General features: G+C 29.2%; 19 protein-coding genes. 13 read left to right on the top strand and 6 right to left on the bottom strand.

The annotated features are described in order from the left end of the window. Nucleotides 1–24: 24 nt before the first annotated feature. The 8 genes from ELQ05_RS04270 (at nucleotide 25) to ELQ05_RS04305 (ending at nucleotide 6,981) form a co-directional block, all read left to right on the top strand. Entirely contained in the window at nucleotides 25–1,275 is a 1,251-nt protein-coding gene (locus ELQ05_RS04270) for an anthranilate synthase component I family protein (RefSeq protein ID WP_070316723.1), read from the top strand. Further along, nucleotides 1,272–2,873, top strand: coding sequence for an anthranilate phosphoribosyltransferase (trpD, locus tag ELQ05_RS04275; RefSeq protein ID WP_074469059.1), 1,602 nt, complete (start codon nucleotides 1,272–1,274; stop codon nucleotides 2,871–2,873). The genes ELQ05_RS04270 and trpD overlap by 4 nt, the downstream gene beginning before the upstream one ends. After that, complete coding sequence (locus ELQ05_RS04280) at nucleotides 2,860–3,459, top strand: phosphoribosylanthranilate isomerase (RefSeq protein WP_002854429.1); 600 nt, start codon at nucleotides 2,860–2,862, stop codon at nucleotides 3,457–3,459. Before trpD ends, ELQ05_RS04280 begins: the two co-directional genes overlap by 14 nt. Then, nucleotides 3,456–4,634, top strand: a complete 1,179-nt coding sequence (gene trpB / locus ELQ05_RS04285) for a tryptophan synthase subunit beta (protein ID WP_134239964.1) — start codon at nucleotides 3,456–3,458, stop codon at nucleotides 4,632–4,634. Before ELQ05_RS04280 ends, trpB begins: the two co-directional genes overlap by 4 nt. Further along, nucleotides 4,627–5,376 (top strand): tryptophan synthase subunit alpha, encoded by a 750-nt coding sequence (gene trpA / locus ELQ05_RS04290; protein ID WP_096703038.1) that lies wholly within the window; start codon nucleotides 4,627–4,629, stop codon nucleotides 5,374–5,376. The genes trpB and trpA overlap by 8 nt, the downstream gene beginning before the upstream one ends. A 70-nt stretch (nucleotides 5,377–5,446) precedes the next feature. Beyond that, the gene (locus tag ELQ05_RS04295; RefSeq protein ID WP_044780438.1) at nucleotides 5,447–5,869 is read left to right on the top strand and encodes a chemotaxis protein CheX; all 423 of its coding nucleotides are present in this window, start codon (nucleotides 5,447–5,449) and stop codon (nucleotides 5,867–5,869) included. Further along, nucleotides 5,869–6,177, top strand: a complete 309-nt coding sequence (fliN, locus tag ELQ05_RS04300; protein ID WP_002824739.1) for a flagellar motor switch protein FliN — start codon at nucleotides 5,869–5,871, stop codon at nucleotides 6,175–6,177. The genes ELQ05_RS04295 and fliN overlap by 1 nt, the downstream gene beginning before the upstream one ends. Continuing rightward, entirely contained in the window at nucleotides 6,178–6,981 is an 804-nt protein-coding gene (locus ELQ05_RS04305; protein ID WP_096703039.1) for a hypothetical protein, read from the top strand. Here the strand turns inward: ELQ05_RS04305 and ELQ05_RS04310 are convergent. The 5 genes from ELQ05_RS04310 to plsY form a co-directional block, all read right to left on the bottom strand. Beyond that, nucleotides 6,978–8,438 (bottom strand): Ppx/GppA phosphatase family protein, encoded by a 1,461-nt coding sequence (locus ELQ05_RS04310; RefSeq protein ID WP_052858526.1) that lies wholly within the window; start codon nucleotides 8,436–8,438, stop codon nucleotides 6,978–6,980. The genes ELQ05_RS04305 and ELQ05_RS04310 overlap by 4 nt on opposite strands. Beyond that, nucleotides 8,438–8,683, bottom strand: coding sequence for a YfhL family 4Fe-4S dicluster ferredoxin (locus ELQ05_RS04315; protein ID WP_002854647.1), 246 nt, complete (start codon nucleotides 8,681–8,683; stop codon nucleotides 8,438–8,440). The genes ELQ05_RS04310 and ELQ05_RS04315 overlap by 1 nt, the downstream gene beginning before the upstream one ends. Nucleotides 8,684–8,795: 112 nt before the next feature. Then, nucleotides 8,796–9,467, bottom strand: coding sequence for a homeostatic response regulator transcription factor HsrA (gene hsrA / locus ELQ05_RS04320; protein WP_002857553.1), 672 nt, complete (start codon nucleotides 9,465–9,467; stop codon nucleotides 8,796–8,798). A 78-nt stretch (nucleotides 9,468–9,545) separates the two neighbouring features. Then, nucleotides 9,546–9,863, bottom strand: coding sequence for a dihydroneopterin aldolase (locus ELQ05_RS04325; RefSeq protein WP_070316728.1), 318 nt, complete (start codon nucleotides 9,861–9,863; stop codon nucleotides 9,546–9,548). Continuing rightward, a complete protein-coding gene (gene plsY / locus ELQ05_RS04330; RefSeq protein ID WP_070316729.1) occupies nucleotides 9,848–10,456 on the bottom strand; it encodes a glycerol-3-phosphate 1-O-acyltransferase PlsY in 609 nt (202 codons plus the stop codon). Before plsY ends, ELQ05_RS04325 begins: the two co-directional genes overlap by 16 nt. 199 nt (nucleotides 10,457–10,655) lie before the next feature. On the opposite strand from plsY, the gene ELQ05_RS04335 reads away from it, so the two are divergent. The 4 genes from ELQ05_RS04335 (at nucleotide 10,656) to hemJ (ending at nucleotide 14,012) form a co-directional block, all read left to right on the top strand. Beyond that, nucleotides 10,656–11,681, top strand: coding sequence for a cytochrome-c peroxidase (locus ELQ05_RS04335; RefSeq protein WP_002857587.1), 1,026 nt, complete (start codon nucleotides 10,656–10,658; stop codon nucleotides 11,679–11,681). A gap of 94 nt (nucleotides 11,682–11,775) precedes the next feature. Further along, on the top strand, nucleotides 11,776–13,113 hold the full coding sequence (glmM, locus tag ELQ05_RS04340) for a phosphoglucosamine mutase (RefSeq protein WP_096703041.1): 1,338 nt from the start codon (nucleotides 11,776–11,778) through the stop codon (nucleotides 13,111–13,113). Beyond that, a complete protein-coding gene (lspA, locus tag ELQ05_RS04345) occupies nucleotides 13,106–13,576 on the top strand; it encodes a signal peptidase II (protein WP_002934000.1) in 471 nt (156 codons plus the stop codon). Before glmM ends, lspA begins: the two co-directional genes overlap by 8 nt. Beyond that, nucleotides 13,560–14,012 carry a protoporphyrinogen oxidase HemJ gene (hemJ, locus tag ELQ05_RS04350; protein WP_002857597.1) on the top strand — a complete coding sequence of 151 codons (453 nt, stop codon included), beginning with the start codon at nucleotides 13,560–13,562 and terminating at the stop codon, nucleotides 14,010–14,012. Before lspA ends, hemJ begins: the two co-directional genes overlap by 17 nt. On the opposite strand, the gene ELQ05_RS04355 is transcribed toward hemJ, so the two are convergent. Further along, nucleotides 14,009–15,355, bottom strand: a complete 1,347-nt coding sequence (locus ELQ05_RS04355) for a coproporphyrinogen III oxidase family protein (protein WP_134239965.1) — start codon at nucleotides 15,353–15,355, stop codon at nucleotides 14,009–14,011. The genes hemJ and ELQ05_RS04355 overlap by 4 nt on opposite strands. Before the next feature lie 128 nt (nucleotides 15,356–15,483). Here ELQ05_RS04355 and cmeU point away from each other — a divergent pair, with 128 nt between their 5' ends. Next, a complete protein-coding gene (cmeU, locus tag ELQ05_RS04360) occupies nucleotides 15,484–15,735 on the top strand; it encodes a CmeU family protein (protein ID WP_002857293.1) in 252 nt (83 codons plus the stop codon). The last annotated feature ends 11 nt before the right edge of the window (nucleotides 15,736–15,746 follow it).

Here is a 15,746-nt window from a genome sequence, read left to right on the forward strand (position 1 = left end):
TTTATTTTTTAAAAAAGGTTTATTATGTTTGTTAAAAATGTAAATTTTTATTACAGACAAATCCTTGAAAAATTTGAAAATTCTTATTTTGCAGAGGATTTGACTAAGGTAATTATAGGGATTGATTGTGATTATTTAGATGCTAATGAATTATCCTTTAGCGAGTTTAAGGCAAAATATTATGAAGCTTTAAGCAAGAATAAAATTTGCGACTTTGCTGGATTTTTTGGAGTTTTTAGTGCAAATTTTGTATCTTTGTTTGAAAAAATTCCACTTTCTTCTAAGAAAAATTATGATTTTCCTTTATTTTTATTTGCCAATGCTAAAGCTTATTTGATTTATGAGAAAAATAGCAAGATGTTTTTTAAATTTGGTGCTTCAAAATATTTTGAATATTTAAAAGATGATATTGAACCAATGAAAAAGAAACAAAAAAATGATTTTGAAATTTTAAATTCTTTAGAAGATGAAAAAAATGATTTTTTAAAAATGTGCGAAAAAGCCAAAGAATATCTTTTAAGTGGAGATATTTTTCAAGTGGTCTTAAGTAAGCAACTTTGTATCAAACATCAAGTAAATGCTTTTGACTACTATGAGAGTTTAAGTGCTTTAAATCCAAGCGCTTATATGTTTTATTTTCCAAGTAAATATGGTGTTGTTTTGGGTTCTTCTCCAGAGTTTTTATTGAAAATTAAAAAAAGAGAGATTTATTTAGCCCCTATTGCTGGAACTAGAAATTTGGAAAATAACTGTGATCTTTTAGCTTTAGAAAAAGATCTTTTAAGTGATGAAAAAGAACTTAGTGAACATAAGATGCTTGTAGATTTAGCAAGAAATGATGCTTCTAAATTTGGCACTCAAACAAGAGTGGAAAATCTTTTTTCTATTATTAAAAATAAATTTGTAATACACATAGTGAGTGAAGTGTATGCCAATATGAAAGAAGATGCGAGTATTTTTGATGTGATTGAAGCAGTTTTTCCAGCGGGAACTTTAAGCGGAGCTCCTAAAATAAGAGCTTTAGAGATCATTAGTGAGCTTGAAGATTGCGATCGTGGAATTTATGGTGGTGCGGTAGGATTTTTAAATTTTAACGAAGACATAACTTTAGCGATTTTAATTCGTTGCGCTTTTTTTACTCAAGATAAGGCTTATTTGGCAAGTGGGGCGGGTATTGTTTTGCAAAGTGAGAGTCAAAAAGAATATGCAGAAATTCGTGCTAAACGCAAGGCGCTTTTGGTAGCTTTTGAAAATTTAAAAAAGGAAAATCAATGATACTTTTAATTGATAATTATGATTCTTTTGTTTTTAATGTTAAAAGCATGTTAGAGCAACTCAGCAATGATGAAATTTTAGTAAGAAGAAATGATGAAATTTCTCTGAGTGAAATTAAAAATTTAAATCCTACTCATATTATTTTAAGTCCTGGTCCAAAGCATCCAAGTCAAAGTGGGATTTGTCTTGAAATTTTTAAAGCAAGGCTTAATATCCCTGTTTTGGGCATTTGCTTAGGACATCAAGCTTTAGCTTTAGCTTTTGATTCTTTAGTGGTTAAGATGCAAGAGCCTATGCATGCAAAAAATTCTTTGATAAAACAGTGCAGGGAAAATGAATTATTTTCTAATTTACCTTTAAATTTTAGCGTGATGCGTTATCATTCTTTAGAGGTTAAACAGCTTAGTGATGAGCTTGAAATTTTAGCCCTTGATGAAAAGGGTGTGATTATGGCTTTGGGACATAAAAATTTACCTTATTATGGTGTGCAATTTCATCCTGAAAGCTATTTTAGTGAATATGGCTTACAACTTTTTTCTAATTTTTTAAAACAAGATATAAAAAAATCACAAAAACAGGAAAATCCTTTAAGTTTTTATTTGCAAAAAATGAGTGAAAATCATTTTTTACAAAGCGATGATTTTGAGCAAATTTGTAAGATTATTATGTCTAAAGATTATGAAATTTTGCAAGTGGCGGCTTTGTTGATTTTAATCACTGAAAAGTCTTTAAACGAAAAATCTTTAAGTGCTTTTGTAAGACAAATTTTAAGATATTCTCAAACTTTTAGTGATGAGAGTGAGATGATTGATATTTGTGGAACAGGTGGAGATGGTTTTAAAAGTATCAATGTTTCTACGACTAGTGCTTTTATTTTAGCAGCTTTAGGAGTAAAAGTAGCCAAACACGGAAATCGTGCCATTTCAAGTTCTAGCGGAAGTACAGATGTGTTAGAAGCTTTAAATATAACTACTCCAAACACTTTAGAATCAGCTTTAAAACAACTAAACAATCAAGGGCTTAGTTTTTTACATGCTCCATTTTTCCATCCTTTAGTAGGAGAACTTAAAGAGATCAGATCAAGGCTTGGAGTAAGAACGGTTTTTAATGTTTTAGGTCCTTTATTGCACCCTAATTTAAAGTTAAAATATCAACTTATGGGAAATTATCACGCACCTGTGCATAGGCTTTTGATAGAGGTTTTAAAAAATTTAGGACGCAAAAAAGCTTTAGTGGTAAGAGGAAATGATGGTATGGATGAGCTTAGTATTTGCGATGAAAGTAAAATTTATGAGCTTTGTGAAGGAGAAATTTTAGAGTATTCTATCTGTCCTGAACAATTTGGTTTTAAAAGAGCTTTTCATAGTGAAATCATAGGATCTAGTGCATATGAAAACGCTAAGGATTTAAAAGATATTTTAAGTGGTAAAATGCAAGGGGCAAAATTTGATTTAGTAGTTTTAAATGCTATGTTTGCACTTTATACAGCCAATAAAGCAAGTTCGCCTTTAGTGGCTAAAGATATGATTTTAGAAGCCATTTATTCAGGTAAAGTTATAGAGTATTTTAAGGAGTATCAAGCTTATGCTAAAGCTTAAAATTTGTGGCATTAAAGATGAAAAAAATGCCAAAGATTTAGCTTTTTTAAATATTGATTTTTTTGGACTTATTTTTGCTAAAAGTCCAAGAAGAGTGAGTTTAGAACAAGCAAGAAATTTAAGTGCAATTTTTCATGAAAAAGATAAAAAAGTTGTCGGTGTTTTTGTAGATGAAAATTTGGAACAAATTTTAAGATGTATTCAAGAAGTTAAGCTTGATGGAGTACAAATTTATCGCACTATTACCAAAGAAGAATTTGAAATTTTAAAGGTGCAAAATGTTTTTGTATGGCAGGTGATAAGTGTGGAAGATAGTTTAGATTTAAAAAGTGAAATTTTTGCTGATTTAGTGCTTTTTGATGCTAAGGGAATTTTAAAGGGCGGTAATGGAATAAGTTTTAATTGGACTTTATTAAGTTCTTATACTAAAGATTTTGTATTAGCTGGAGGCATAGGTTTGGATAATATTCATAAGGCCGTAAAAACAGGAGCTAAAATTTTAGATCTTAATTCGAAGCTTGAAGATGAAAAAGGCTTAAAAGATATCAACAAAATAAAACAAATTTTAAAGGAGCTGAAAAAATGAAAAAAGCATATTATGGGGATTTTGGTGGGCAGTTTTTGCCTGAAAGTGCAATGTTTGCTTTAAATGAGCTAGAAAGTGCTTTTTTGAAATTTTCTAAAGATAAACTCTTTAAAAAAGAATTAAACGAGCTTTTAAAAACTTATGTGGGGCGTCCTACTCCTCTTTATTTTGCTAGAAATTTAAGCAAAAAATATCAGCATGAAATTTATTTAAAACGCGAGGATTTAAATCATACTGGAGCACATAAAATCAATAATGCCATCGCTCAAGCCCTTTTAGCAAAAAAAATGGGAAAGAAAAAAATCATAGCAGAAACAGGAGCAGGTCAACACGGACTTGCAACAGCCACTGCAGCAGCACTTTTAGGACTTGAATGTGAAATTTATATGGGGGCAACTGATGTACAAAGACAGGCTTTAAATGTTTATAAAATGGAGCTTTTGGGTGCTAAAATTCATGCAGTACAAAGTGGGCTTAAAACTCTAAAAGAAGCTACTACTGCGGCTATTCAAGCTTGGGCTGGAGATATTAAAAATATTTTTTATGTGGTTGGAAGTGCGGTAGGTCCTTATCCTTATCCTAAAATGGTAACGCATTTTCAAAGCATTATAGGAAAAGAATGCAAAATGCAACTTCAAAAACTCAATAAAAAAGTAGATTATATTATCGCAGCTGTTGGGGGTGGAAGCAATGCAGCTGGGATTTTTTGTGATTTTATCAAAGATGAAAATGTTAAACTTATAGGTATTGAAGCAGGGGGGCTTGGCATCGATACACCTTATCATGCAGCGACTTTAAATAAGGGAAAAACAGGCATTATTCACGGTATGAAAACCAAGGTTTTACAAGATGATTTAGGCAATATCTTGCCTGTGCATAGTGTTTCTGCAGGGCTTGATTATCCAGGAATTGGCCCTTTGCATGCTTTTTTATTTGAAAGTAAAAGAGCGCAATATCATGCTATAAGTGATGAAGAATGTATGCAAGCTTTAAAATTACTTTGCAAAGAGGAAGGTATTATTGCAGCGATTGAAAGTTCGCATGCTTTAGCGTTTTTAGAAAAACTTTGTCCAACTTTAAAAAAGAAAAGCGTGATAGTAGTAAATCTTTCAGGTAGGGGAGATAAGGATATGCAAATGATTAGAGATTATAAAAAAGGAGTGATTTATGGTTGATTTTAGAAAATTTTATAAAGAAAATGCAAATGTGGCTTATACGGTTTTAGGTTATCCAAATCTTCAAACAAGTGAAGCTTTTTTGCAAAGATTGGATCAAAGCCCTATTGATATTTTAGAACTTGGTGTTGCTTATAGTGATCCTATTGCCGATGGTGAGATTATTGCAGATGCGGCAAAAATAGCTCTTGATCAAGGTGTAGATATTTACAATGTTTTTGAGCTTTTAGCTAGGGTAAAAACTAAAAAAGCTTTGGTTTTTATGGTTTATTATAATTTAATTTTTTCTTATGGTTTGGAAAAATTTGTGAAAAAAGCAAAATCTTTAGGGATTTGTGCTTTGATTATACCTGAATTAAGTTTTGAAGAAAGTGATGATTTAATTAAAGAGTGTGAAAAATATAATATAGCTTTAATTACACTTGTAAGTGTTACAACCCCTAAAGAAAGGGTTAAAAAGTTAGTAAAACATGCTAAAGGTTTTATTTATTTATTAGCAAGCATAGGTATTACAGGTACTAAAAGTGTCGAAGAAGCAATCTTACAAGATAAAGTAAAAGAAATCAGATCTTTTACAAATTTGCCTATTTTTGTAGGTTTTGGCATTCAAAATAATCAAGATGTAAAAAGAATGAGAAAAGTTGCTGATGGAGTGATTGTGGGAACTAGCATAGTAAAGTGTTTTAAACAAGGAAATTTGGATATAATAATGAAAGATATTGAAGAAATTTTCAAAAAATAAAATTTTAAAACATATTTTTATTTTATATTTACTATAATTTTAAATTAAGTTTTTTATAAAGGTGGTAGCTATGTTAAAGATTCTTGAGTATTCCATCACTCATTTTTGCGAGCATATCTTAAGACTTCGCATTGAAGCAGCTCAAGATATAAGCGGTGAACTTTATGGAGCGAGTATTTCTATCATGGGCAAAAGCGAAGGAGAAAGTAATTTTTATTTATTTTTTCCAAAAGAATTTTTAAAAAAAATTGCAGAAATTTTAATTAATGATGAAAAATTTAAAGAAGATGACTGGTGCGATTTAACTAAAGAATGTGCCAATCAGATTATAGGTTATGCTAAAAATTTGTTAAATGATGCCAAGGGTGATGACGAGTATAAACTCGGAATTCCGGAATATTTAGGAAAAGTTGATTTTTCTGAAATAGTTCTAGATGAAGCTTTAACTTATAAATTTGAAAATTGTTATTTTAGAATAGGATATTGCAAATAATGAGCGATGATATAGAGTTTAACATTCATCATGGGCTTTTACAATCTTATGAAGATATCTTAGATATTACAGTAGATTTTGTAAGCGAGCTTGGAACTACAAATATGAGTGTAGCGGAGCTTTTAAAACTTGAAGTAGGTTCGGTTATTGATCTTGAAAAGCCTGCTGGAGAAAGCGTTGAGCTTTATATCAATAAAAGAATTTTTGGCAAAGGCGAGGTTATGGTTTATGAAAAAAATCTCGCTATAAGAATTAATGAAATTTTGGATTCTAAGACTGTGCTTCAATATTTTAAAAAAGAAATTTAAATGAGATTGCTAGTATTATTTTTTTTAATTTTACCTTTATATAGTGTTGAGTTGATTAGTTATAATATCTACGATAGAAATGACCGAGTAGATTTAATGCTTTCTTTTGATAATGCTTATAATGGCAAGATTTCTCAAAAAAAAGAAAAAAATTTAACTCTTTTAACTTTTAGTGATTTAACATATTCTAAAGATGAATTAAAAGAACTTAACTCTCAACTTGTAGATAAAATTAGTATTAGTTCTAAAAATAATAATACCTATATTATGCTACAAAACAAACAAAATATTAATTTAGAACTTAGCTCTATCAATGATAAATTTGGAATAAGAATACGAGCTATAGAGCAAGGGAAAGCAAATATCGAATCTGTAGCATCACCTATAACTACTGCGAATAATTCTCAAGAATTAATGCCTAAACCAAAAAGTACAAGTTTAGAAGGGTATGATTATACAAATTATATCTTAGTAATGTTGATTTTAGTTATTTTGTTAATAGTGCTTTGGTGGTTTAAAAAGACTATGGTTTATAAAAATAACAATGTTTCTAGAGATTTTACTATGATTTTCCAAAGATTTTTAGATAAAAATAATCAACTTGTTGTTTTTGATCACGCCAACAAACGTTATACAATGATAATAGGTAGTTCCAATGTACTTTTAGAAAGTGTTGAAATTCCAGAGGAACAAATAATAAAACATACAGAAAAAACAGAGAAAAATTTTGATTCTTTTTTTGAAGAGAATAAAAAAAGAATTCAAAATCTTATAGAGCAGCGTCAAAAAGGTAAAAAATCTTAAATTTTTTGATTGATTGCTAATGCTATGGTAGCTGGTTTTGCAATTTTTTTGAGCTCATCTTTGGGTAAATTAAGAATTTTGTTTTCTTGATATATATAAAGAGTATTGTTTGCAAAAGCAAAATCAATCTTATCTTCATTTGTGCTTAAAGTTTTAGCTAAGCACAAAATAAAATTAAGCCATGAAATGGTATGAATATTGGGTAAAAGTTGTTTATAGGGTTCAAGATTATAAGGATTAACTTTTTTTCCATTAAGCTTAATAATGCTAGCAATTAAAGCTTTTTCTTTATGCGAAAATCCATAATTTAATCCACCTAGTACAAAATGAGCAGAGTGTTCATTAGCAAAATAGAAATTTAAATATTCTCCAATATGGCATAATTTAGCAGCATTTAGTAAAGTATGTTTGTAGTTATCGTTAAGTCTATGAAGATTTTTAAGGGCTGTAAAAATTTGGAGAGCAAAATGTGGAGTTTTATTTTTTTGTTTTGATTGTAAAAATTTATCTTGTAAACATTTTAAACTAGGATTGAAATTTGATGGAAATGTGATTTTAGGACGAAGCAAATCTTGTAAATAAACTCCTTCTCTGATTCCAACTCCACTCGTGATAACTTGTTTGGCTTTTATTTTTTCCGCAATCTTTAAAAAAATAAATATACCTTCTTTAATGGTATCAAAACGATCCTTTTTTATGCCAAAATTGATTAAAGAGTCTAAGTTTGAATTAAAAATTTTTAAAATATGTCCTTTTTCTTCATCTAGCATATAGCGAAAATCATGTAAATTTTTCAGTGGATAGGAATTTTTTTGCATGATGGAATTAGATATTGCTCTTAAGCTTCCACCTATTGCAATAAGGTTTTGATTGCAAAATTCTTTAGGAATTTGTTCTAAAATTGGTTTTATAAATTCTTCTAAAGAATCCATTTTTCCAGTATCATAGAATAATTCTTTTAGCCTAACAGTGCCAATATCAAGAGATATGCAAGAAATAATTCTATTATTTTTTATTAAACACAATTCACTAGAACCACCACCTATGTCTAAAGTGGTTCCATCCTTAAAAGGACTTAATAAATTTAAAGCCGCAAGACCACCTAAGTAGCTTTCGCTTTTTCCATCTATACAGCGTATATTTAAAGACAGATTATCTTTGATTCTCTTAATGAAATTTTTTGAATTTGGGGCATCTCTTAAGGCTGATGTGCCTACTATAAATATTTTTTTGCACTTATGCTTTAAAGCGCATTGTTTGAAAAAAGCTAAAGCATCTTCAGCTCTTTGCATGGCTTCTTCTTGGAGAATTTTACCATTATTATAAGCATTTTCTCCAAGTCTTACTTTGCGTTTGTATTCGCAAGTTGTATAAAAACCATATCTAGAAGTTTTTTCAAAAATCACCATTCTAATGGAGTTTGAGCCAAGATCAACAACGGCTGTTTTTTTTGCCATTAAAATTCTCTATCTCTATGTTTGAGTTTTAATTCTTCTATAGTTTCTACATTATCAGGATCAGGAATGATACATTCATATGGGCAAGCAACAATACAGGCAGGCTCTGAAAAATCATTAACGCACTCTGAACAAAGATCAGGGTCTATTACATAAATTGGACTATTTTCATAAATAGCTTCATCAGGACATTCTTCTCTGCAAGCATCACAACATACGCAGTCTTTTGTAATTAAAAGAGACATCATAACCTTTCAAAAATTTAAAAAATAATTTTAGTTTATACAATAACCAAACTTAAATAAAATATAAAAATAGAAATAAAGATAAATTTTTTGCACCGAAGGTGCAAAATTGTTAAGATTTTTTAGGGAAGCAGAAACGGTATCCTCTACGACGAACTGTTTCTATGGTAGATATATTTAATGGTTTATCCATTTTTTGACGAATTTGATTGATAGCTACTTCGATAACATTTGGAGTTACTAGCTCAGGTTCTTCCCAGATAGCATCTAAAAGTTGTTCTTTGGATACAATTTGATCTGAATGTCTTGCTAAGTGCGTTAAAACTTCAAAAGGTTTTCCTTTAAGTTCTATATCTTGACCTTTATAAGTAATTTTTTCCTCATCTGGATCAATAACTAAGTCTTCAATTTTAATAACATTGGTTCCGCCAAGTCTTAGTCTTGCTTCAATTCTTGCGAGTAGAATATCAAAATCTAAAGGTTTTTTAACAAAATCATCAGCTCCAGCTTTTAAAGCTTTGATTTCTGTTTCTTTGTCTGTTTTTGAAGACATAATCATAACTGAAGTTCTTGGAGATTTATGTTTAATGGTATTAACAAGTTCTGCTCCATCTCCATCGGGTAAAGTCCAGTTTGCTAAAACTAAATCATAATGTCTAATGCCGATAAAGTATTCTCCATCTTTAAAATTTTCAGAAGAATCGGTTTGATAACCAAATTCATTAAGATTGTCTATAATTGTTTTATTTAGGCTAATCTCATCTTCTATAACTAAAATTCTCATTTGTTCTATCCTTATTAAGAAAAATTTAAAAAATTATATCATAGTTTAAGTAAATGTTTAGATATCTTTAAAAAAAAATTAATATTTTTTTTTCAATTTAACCCCAACTGTAGCATTTTTTATTATATGGGGTTTGAAAATTTTTATGTTAAGATTGGTTAAATTAGGAAAATCTTTTTTTAAATTTAAGCTTACAAAGCCTAAAGACTCTTCAAGGGTGTAAAATTCTTCTTTTTTATACCATTTTTTAATTTTGGTAATTACCTCTGCATAATTTAAAAATTCATTTGCTTTAGCTTTAAGCTTGATAATAATTTTTTGTTTTTTTCTTCTTTCGAAATCTAATATACCAATGATACACTTAAAGTGAAATTTTATTTTTATATGACTTTGCATTCTTCTTTAAAAATCAATCTTTTAATATTAGGTAGATGTTTATATACTATAATAAAAGCGATAATGAAAACGGGTGCATGTGTATGAATTTCTAAGTCATAATTAAATATAAAAGAACTTACAACAAAGGCAAGTAATGCTGCTAAAGAAGCTAGCGAAGATATTTTAAAAATTTTTCCAATAATTGCCCAAACAATAAATGCTGTAAGTACTTCCAATGGAAGTAAAACTATCATAGCACCTGCTCCTGTTGCTATGCCTTTACCTCCTTCAAATAACAAGTAAATTGAAAAACAGTGTCCAAAAATAGCCAAAACTGCGACGCTCCAAAGCAAAGCTTGATCATAATGAAGAAATTTCAAGATTAGTAAAGGAATAGCTGCTTTTGCAAAATCTAAAATTATTGTAGCAATGGCAAGTTTTTTTGCTAGTTTGGGATTTTTTTCTTTTACTACTCTTAAAACATTGGTTGCCCCTATACTTTTTGAACCTTCTTTTTTGATATCAGTTTTAGCAAAAAATTTAGCCAGGATTAGCCCAAAAGGGATTGAACCTAAAAGATATATAAAAGCGTAAATTATTAAATTTTCCATAATATCCTTTTCAAATCATCTTAAAATTTTAAGATTTATAACTAAAAATTATATCTTATGAAAATAAATAAACAAAAAATAATTTTTAAGATAAAAATAGTATTAATTAATTATAAATATTTTTTAATAATATTTATTTTTATTTAAGCTCTAAATGATTATTATTTTATTTTAATTTATCTTTAATAGGAGTTTGTAAATGAAAGTAAAATCATTGCTAATCGCATCCTTAGTTGCTTTTTCAAGCTTAAATGCTGCAAGTCTTATAGATGAAGCTAAAAATTCAGGTCTTGTTGCCTTACCAAAAGATCAAAAAGGCGTTGATGAAATTTTAAAACAAAATGGAGTAAAGGCTAGTGAATTTACTCTTGAAAAAGCAGAGCTTGGCAAAAAGCTCTATTTTGAACCACGTCTTTCAAAAAGTGGTATCATTTCTTGTAATACCTGTCATAATGTAGGACTTGGTGGAACAGATGGAATCAGTACTGCAATAGGTCATAAATGGACAGCAAATCCTCATCATTTAAATTCACCAACAGTTTATAATGCAGTTTTAAATAATACTCAATTTTGGGATGGTCGTGCAGGAACATTAGCCGATCAAGCTAAAGGTCCAATCCAAGCTGATCCTGAAATGGCAACTCCTGCTAAACTTGCAGTAGAAAAAATTTCATCTTTGCCTGAATATGTGAGTGAGTTTAAAAAAATCTATGGTAAAAGCGGTGTAAATTTTGACAATATTGCTGATGCAATTGCAAATTTTGAAAGAACTTTGATCACTCCATCTCGTTTTGATAAATTTTTAGAAGGCGATGAAAAAGCTTTAACAAAAGAAGAACAAAAAGGCTTAAAGCTTTTTATAGATAAAGGTTGTGTAGCTTGTCATAATGGTGTGAATTTAGGTGGCAATATGCAAGCGTTTGAAGTTGCTGGTAAATATAAATTTGCAAATTTAGGTGATTTTAAAGGTGATGCAAATGGCATGGTAAAAACTCCAACTTTAAGAAATGTTGCTGAAACTGCTCCATATTTTCATAATGGTGCGATTTGGAATTTAAAAGATGCTATTAAGGAAATGGGTAGTGTGCAACTTGGCATTAAAATTTCTGATAAAGAAGCAAAAAGTATTGAAACTTTCTTAAAATCTTTAACAGGAACAAAACCAGCAATTGTTTATCCACAACTTCCTATTTCTACTGAAAAAACTCCTAAACCTGAACTATAAGGTTTCCAAACAAGCTCTATTTTTAGGGCTTGTTTAAATTTCTTTATCTTAGCTTTGTTATAATTGTCTTTAAATTTTGCTAGAAAGGTTTGCAATGAAACTTTTTGGAACTGATGGAGTTCGTGGAAAAGCGGGTGAATTTTTAGATAGTTTTTTGGCTATGCGTTTAGCAATGGCTGCGGGTATTTATTTTAAAGATAAAAGTATTACTAATAATATCTTAGTAGGAAAAGATACAAGAAGAAGTGGTTATATGATAGAAAATGCTATTGTTTCCGGACTTACTTCTATAGGATATAATGTTATACAAATTGGTCCTATGCCAACTCCTGCGATTGCATTCTTAACTGAAGATATGCGTTGTGATGCAGGGATTATGATTTCAGCTTCTCATAATCCTTATTATGATAATGGTATTAAATTTTTTGATTCTCATGGAAACAAACTTAGTGAAGATATAGAGAAAAAAATAGAAGAAATTTATTTTGATGATAAGCTTATACAAGCCTCTAAGGTGGATATGGAAAAAATTGGTCAAGCAAAAAGAATTGATGATGTTATAGGAAGATATATTGTTTCTATTAAAAATTCTTTTCCAAAAGATCTTACTTTAAAGTCTTTGCGTGTGGTTTTAGATGTGGCTCATGGAGCAGCTTATAAGGTAGCACCTACTGTTTTTAAGGAATTAGGTGCTGAAGTTATAGTAATGAGTGATAAACCCAATGGACTTAATATCAATGAAAATTGTGGAGCTTTGCATCCTGCAAACTTAGCTGCTGAAGTAAAGCGTTTGCGTGCAGATGTGGGCTTTGCTTTTGATGGTGATGCGGATCGTTTGGTGGTTGTAGATGAAAAAGGCGAAGTGGCTAATGGAGATAGTTTATTGGGTGTATTAGCACTTTATCTTAAAGAACAAGGTAAATTACAATCAAGTGTTGTAGCCACTATAATGAGTAATGGTGCTTTAAAAGAATTTTTAAATAAACATGGTATAGAACTTGATACTTGTAATGTGGGCGATAAATATGTGCTTGAAAAATTAAAAGCTAATGGTGGAAATTTTGGTGGAGAGCAAAGTGGGCATATTATTTTTAGCGATTATGCAAAAACTGGAGATGGCTTAATAGCTGCTTTGCAATTTAGTGCTTTAATGCTTTCTAAGAAAAAATCTGCAAGTTCTATTTTGGGTCAAGTTAAGCCTTATCCTCAGCTTTTAACCAATCTTAAAATTGCAGAAAAAAAAGATTTGGATAAAATTAAAGGTTTAAAAGAATTAAAAAAAGATTTAGAAAATAAAAATATCAATACCTTATTTCGCTATTCTGGAACTGAAAATTTGATAAGACTTTTACTAGAAGCCAAAGATATTAAGCTCTTAGAAAAAGAAATGAAAAATGTTGTGGAGTTTTTTAAGAAAGTTTTAAATGGCTAAAACTTTTAAATTTATTTTTTATTTTTGGGGTGCCTTTGTTTTGGTTTTTGTCCTTGATCAATGGGTGAAATCCTTAACTTTAGCAGGACTTAGATGGCAGAGTGAATACTTAGATTTAACTTATGCTCTAAATACAGGCGTAGCTTTTTCAATGTTGAGTTTTTTAGAACATAATTTAAAATATTTACATCTTGCTTTAATTGGAGTGCTTTTTATTTATCTTTTTTGGCAAAAAACACTTTTAAAAACTCATAGCATAGCTTTTGGAATGATGCTTGGTGCTGGCGTTTCAAATTTATTGGATCGTTTTATATACGGAGGTGTAGTGGATATGTTTTTTTGGCATAAATGGTTTAATTTTGCTATTTTTAATGTTGCAGATGTCATGATAAATATAAGTGTGGCTTTGATTTTAATACAAGAAATATTTAAAAAAAGGAAAAAAGATGACAGAATGGATTAATGATTATTATTTTTGGATTAAATGGGTGCATTATTTGGCATTTGTTTCTTGGATGGCTGGACTTTTTTATTTACCTCGTCTTTTTGTGTATCATGCTGAACATAAAGACAATAAAGGTTTTGTCGAGATTGTAAAAATTCAAGAAAGAAAACTTTATTTTTATATACAAACTCCTGCAATGATTGTGACTTTAATCACAGGAAGTTTAATGTTGCATGCTCATAAGGAAGTTTTAATGGTAGGTGCGGGTTTTATGCATGTTAAACTTACCTGTGTTACACTTTTGATTATTTTTCATATACATAATTATTATTGTTTAAAAGCTTTAGCAAATGATACTTCTACTAAAAGTGGGAAATACTTTAGAATTTATAATGAATTTCCAACTATAATGTTTATTATTATCGCTTTAATGATGGTTGTTCGTCCCTTTTAGTTTGTCTCCGCTTTAAATTCCATACTAGCGGAGTTAAGCGGATCAATATTTTCTTTCATGATATCGATATAATCTTTATTTTTAAGACGCTTATCATCTCTAAATACTGCACGCACAAGATCCATTCCTGTGTAAAAATCTTTCATTAAAACCACAAAAAGATATTGACCAAATTCAGTTGCGATTAAAGCATTTTGATCTTTTATGATGGCACCACTTGTTTTAAGCCCTAAAAGTTCTATGAAAAGTTCTTTTTCGAGGTTGCAATTTAGAGTTTTGTTGAATTTATCAATTTCTATTTTCCCTGAAAAAATTTCAGTTAAAAAGACATATTTGATAATTTCTTTTTTATCAAAACAAGCTTTGGCTATATTAGCATTTTGTTTTTCTTGTATAAATTTAGCATAATCATTTAGATTAAATGCATTAATTAAAAGCTCCCCATCTAAAAAGCTAAAAGCCCCGCTGCCCACTCCTAGGTATTCATGATGAGAACTGACATATTCATCATTAAGCTTGTTTTTTTCTAAAGAAAAACTCCAACCATTGTTTTGGGTATAGTCTTTAAAAAATTCGCATATGATTTGATAATAAGTAAATTCATTATCTTTAATACTTACTCCTAAACTTTTGGCGATATTATCTTTGGTGAGATTTGATTTCATTAAAGGATAGGTTGTGATTTGTTGTGGGGCTAAATTTTTAGCAATTTCTAAGTCATTTAAAAGTTGTTTTTCACTTTGTCCTGGAAGATTGAAAATAAGATCTATACTAAAAATAGGTAAAATTCCTAAAGCTTTTGAAATTTTTTCTTGAAGTTCTTTAGATGAACCAAATTTATTATATCTTGCCACTTTTTTTAAAGTTTCATCATCAAAACTTTGAATCCCGCAACTTAAACGATCAATTATACCTTTAAACATAGAAAGCTTGTTTGGATCAATATGATTTGGATCGCTTTCACATGAAATTTCTTTTATATTAAATAACTTTTTACAAAGTTCTAAAGTTTTTAACAATTCCTCTTCATTAATCAGTGTTGTACCACCACCCACATACATGGAGGTAAAATCAAAACCTTTATCTTTCATAATTTTAATTTCTTCTCTAAGATTTTGAAAATACACTTTGGCTAAATTTTCATCATAATAGTATTTATGAAAACTACAATAAGGACAAAAAGTATGACAAAAAGGTACATGAGCATAAAGCATATAGCTTTTATCTTGTTTTGGAATTTTTTCTTTGGGTCGTTTTAAAAGTTCGACATTGAAACCTTTTTGTAGGGATTTTTCCATCATAGCATGAGAGTATTTTAAAGCTAAATTTTGAAATAAATTCATAAGTGGCCTATATATTAAAATATTTAAGACATAACTTTATCAATTTTTAGCTAAAATAGGAGTAAATTTTTTATTTCTTAAATAAAAAATGGGATTAAGTTTTTAAATTATTTAAAAAGGATATAAAAATGGATAAAGCCAAAATTGTTCAAAATTTAAATGCTTTGTTTAAACAAAGAGCAGAGTTTTACTCTTATTTTGATGAAAATATTGCCAAAATCAATAATACTGAAGTATTTGATTTTAAGAATGCTAAAAATTTAAATCCAGAAGAGGTATATAAGCAATTTTATCATTTTGATTATGCTATAAGAAAATTATTGCCTGCTATTTACAAGGCTTATGAAATTACAGATGCAGATTTAGACAAAGATTTTTAATTTATTTAGAG

Origin of the sequence: Campylobacter sp. US53, assembly GCF_004378995.1 — a bacterium.
In the GTDB taxonomy this organism is placed as follows: Bacteria; Campylobacterota; Campylobacteria; order Campylobacterales; family Campylobacteraceae; genus Campylobacter_D; species Campylobacter_D jejuni.

Coding starts and splice junctions, on each gene's coding strand:
- ELQ05_RS04270 (WP_070316723.1), top strand. CDS start 25: ATGTTTGTTAAAAATGTAAATTTTTATTACAGACAAATCCTTGAAAAA.
- trpD (WP_074469059.1), top strand. CDS start 1,272: ATGATACTTTTAATTGATAATTATGATTCTTTTGTTTTTAATGTTAAA.
- ELQ05_RS04280 (WP_002854429.1), top strand. CDS start 2,860: ATGCTAAAGCTTAAAATTTGTGGCATTAAAGATGAAAAAAATGCCAAA.
- trpB (WP_134239964.1), top strand. CDS start 3,456: ATGAAAAAAGCATATTATGGGGATTTTGGTGGGCAGTTTTTGCCTGAA.
- trpA (WP_096703038.1), top strand. CDS start 4,627: ATGGTTGATTTTAGAAAATTTTATAAAGAAAATGCAAATGTGGCTTAT.
- ELQ05_RS04295 (WP_044780438.1), top strand. CDS start 5,447: ATGTTAAAGATTCTTGAGTATTCCATCACTCATTTTTGCGAGCATATC.
- fliN (WP_002824739.1), top strand. CDS start 5,869: ATGAGCGATGATATAGAGTTTAACATTCATCATGGGCTTTTACAATCT.
- ELQ05_RS04305 (WP_096703039.1), top strand. CDS start 6,178: ATGAGATTGCTAGTATTATTTTTTTTAATTTTACCTTTATATAGTGTT.
- ELQ05_RS04310 (WP_052858526.1), bottom strand. CDS start 8,438: ATGGCAAAAAAAACAGCCGTTGTTGATCTTGGCTCAAACTCCATTAGA.
- ELQ05_RS04315 (WP_002854647.1), bottom strand. CDS start 8,683: ATGTCTCTTTTAATTACAAAAGACTGCGTATGTTGTGATGCTTGCAGA.
- hsrA (WP_002857553.1), bottom strand. CDS start 9,467: ATGAGAATTTTAGTTATAGAAGATGAGATTAGCCTAAATAAAACAATT.
- ELQ05_RS04325 (WP_070316728.1), bottom strand. CDS start 9,863: ATGCAAAGTCATATAAAAATAAAATTTCACTTTAAGTGTATCATTGGT.
- plsY (WP_070316729.1), bottom strand. CDS start 10,456: ATGGAAAATTTAATAATTTACGCTTTTATATATCTTTTAGGTTCAATC.
- ELQ05_RS04335 (WP_002857587.1), top strand. CDS start 10,656: ATGAAAGTAAAATCATTGCTAATCGCATCCTTAGTTGCTTTTTCAAGC.
- glmM (WP_096703041.1), top strand. CDS start 11,776: ATGAAACTTTTTGGAACTGATGGAGTTCGTGGAAAAGCGGGTGAATTT.
- lspA (WP_002934000.1), top strand. CDS start 13,106: ATGGCTAAAACTTTTAAATTTATTTTTTATTTTTGGGGTGCCTTTGTT.
- hemJ (WP_002857597.1), top strand. CDS start 13,560: ATGACAGAATGGATTAATGATTATTATTTTTGGATTAAATGGGTGCAT.
- ELQ05_RS04355 (WP_134239965.1), bottom strand. CDS start 15,355: ATGAATTTATTTCAAAATTTAGCTTTAAAATACTCTCATGCTATGATG.
- cmeU (WP_002857293.1), top strand. CDS start 15,484: ATGGATAAAGCCAAAATTGTTCAAAATTTAAATGCTTTGTTTAAACAA.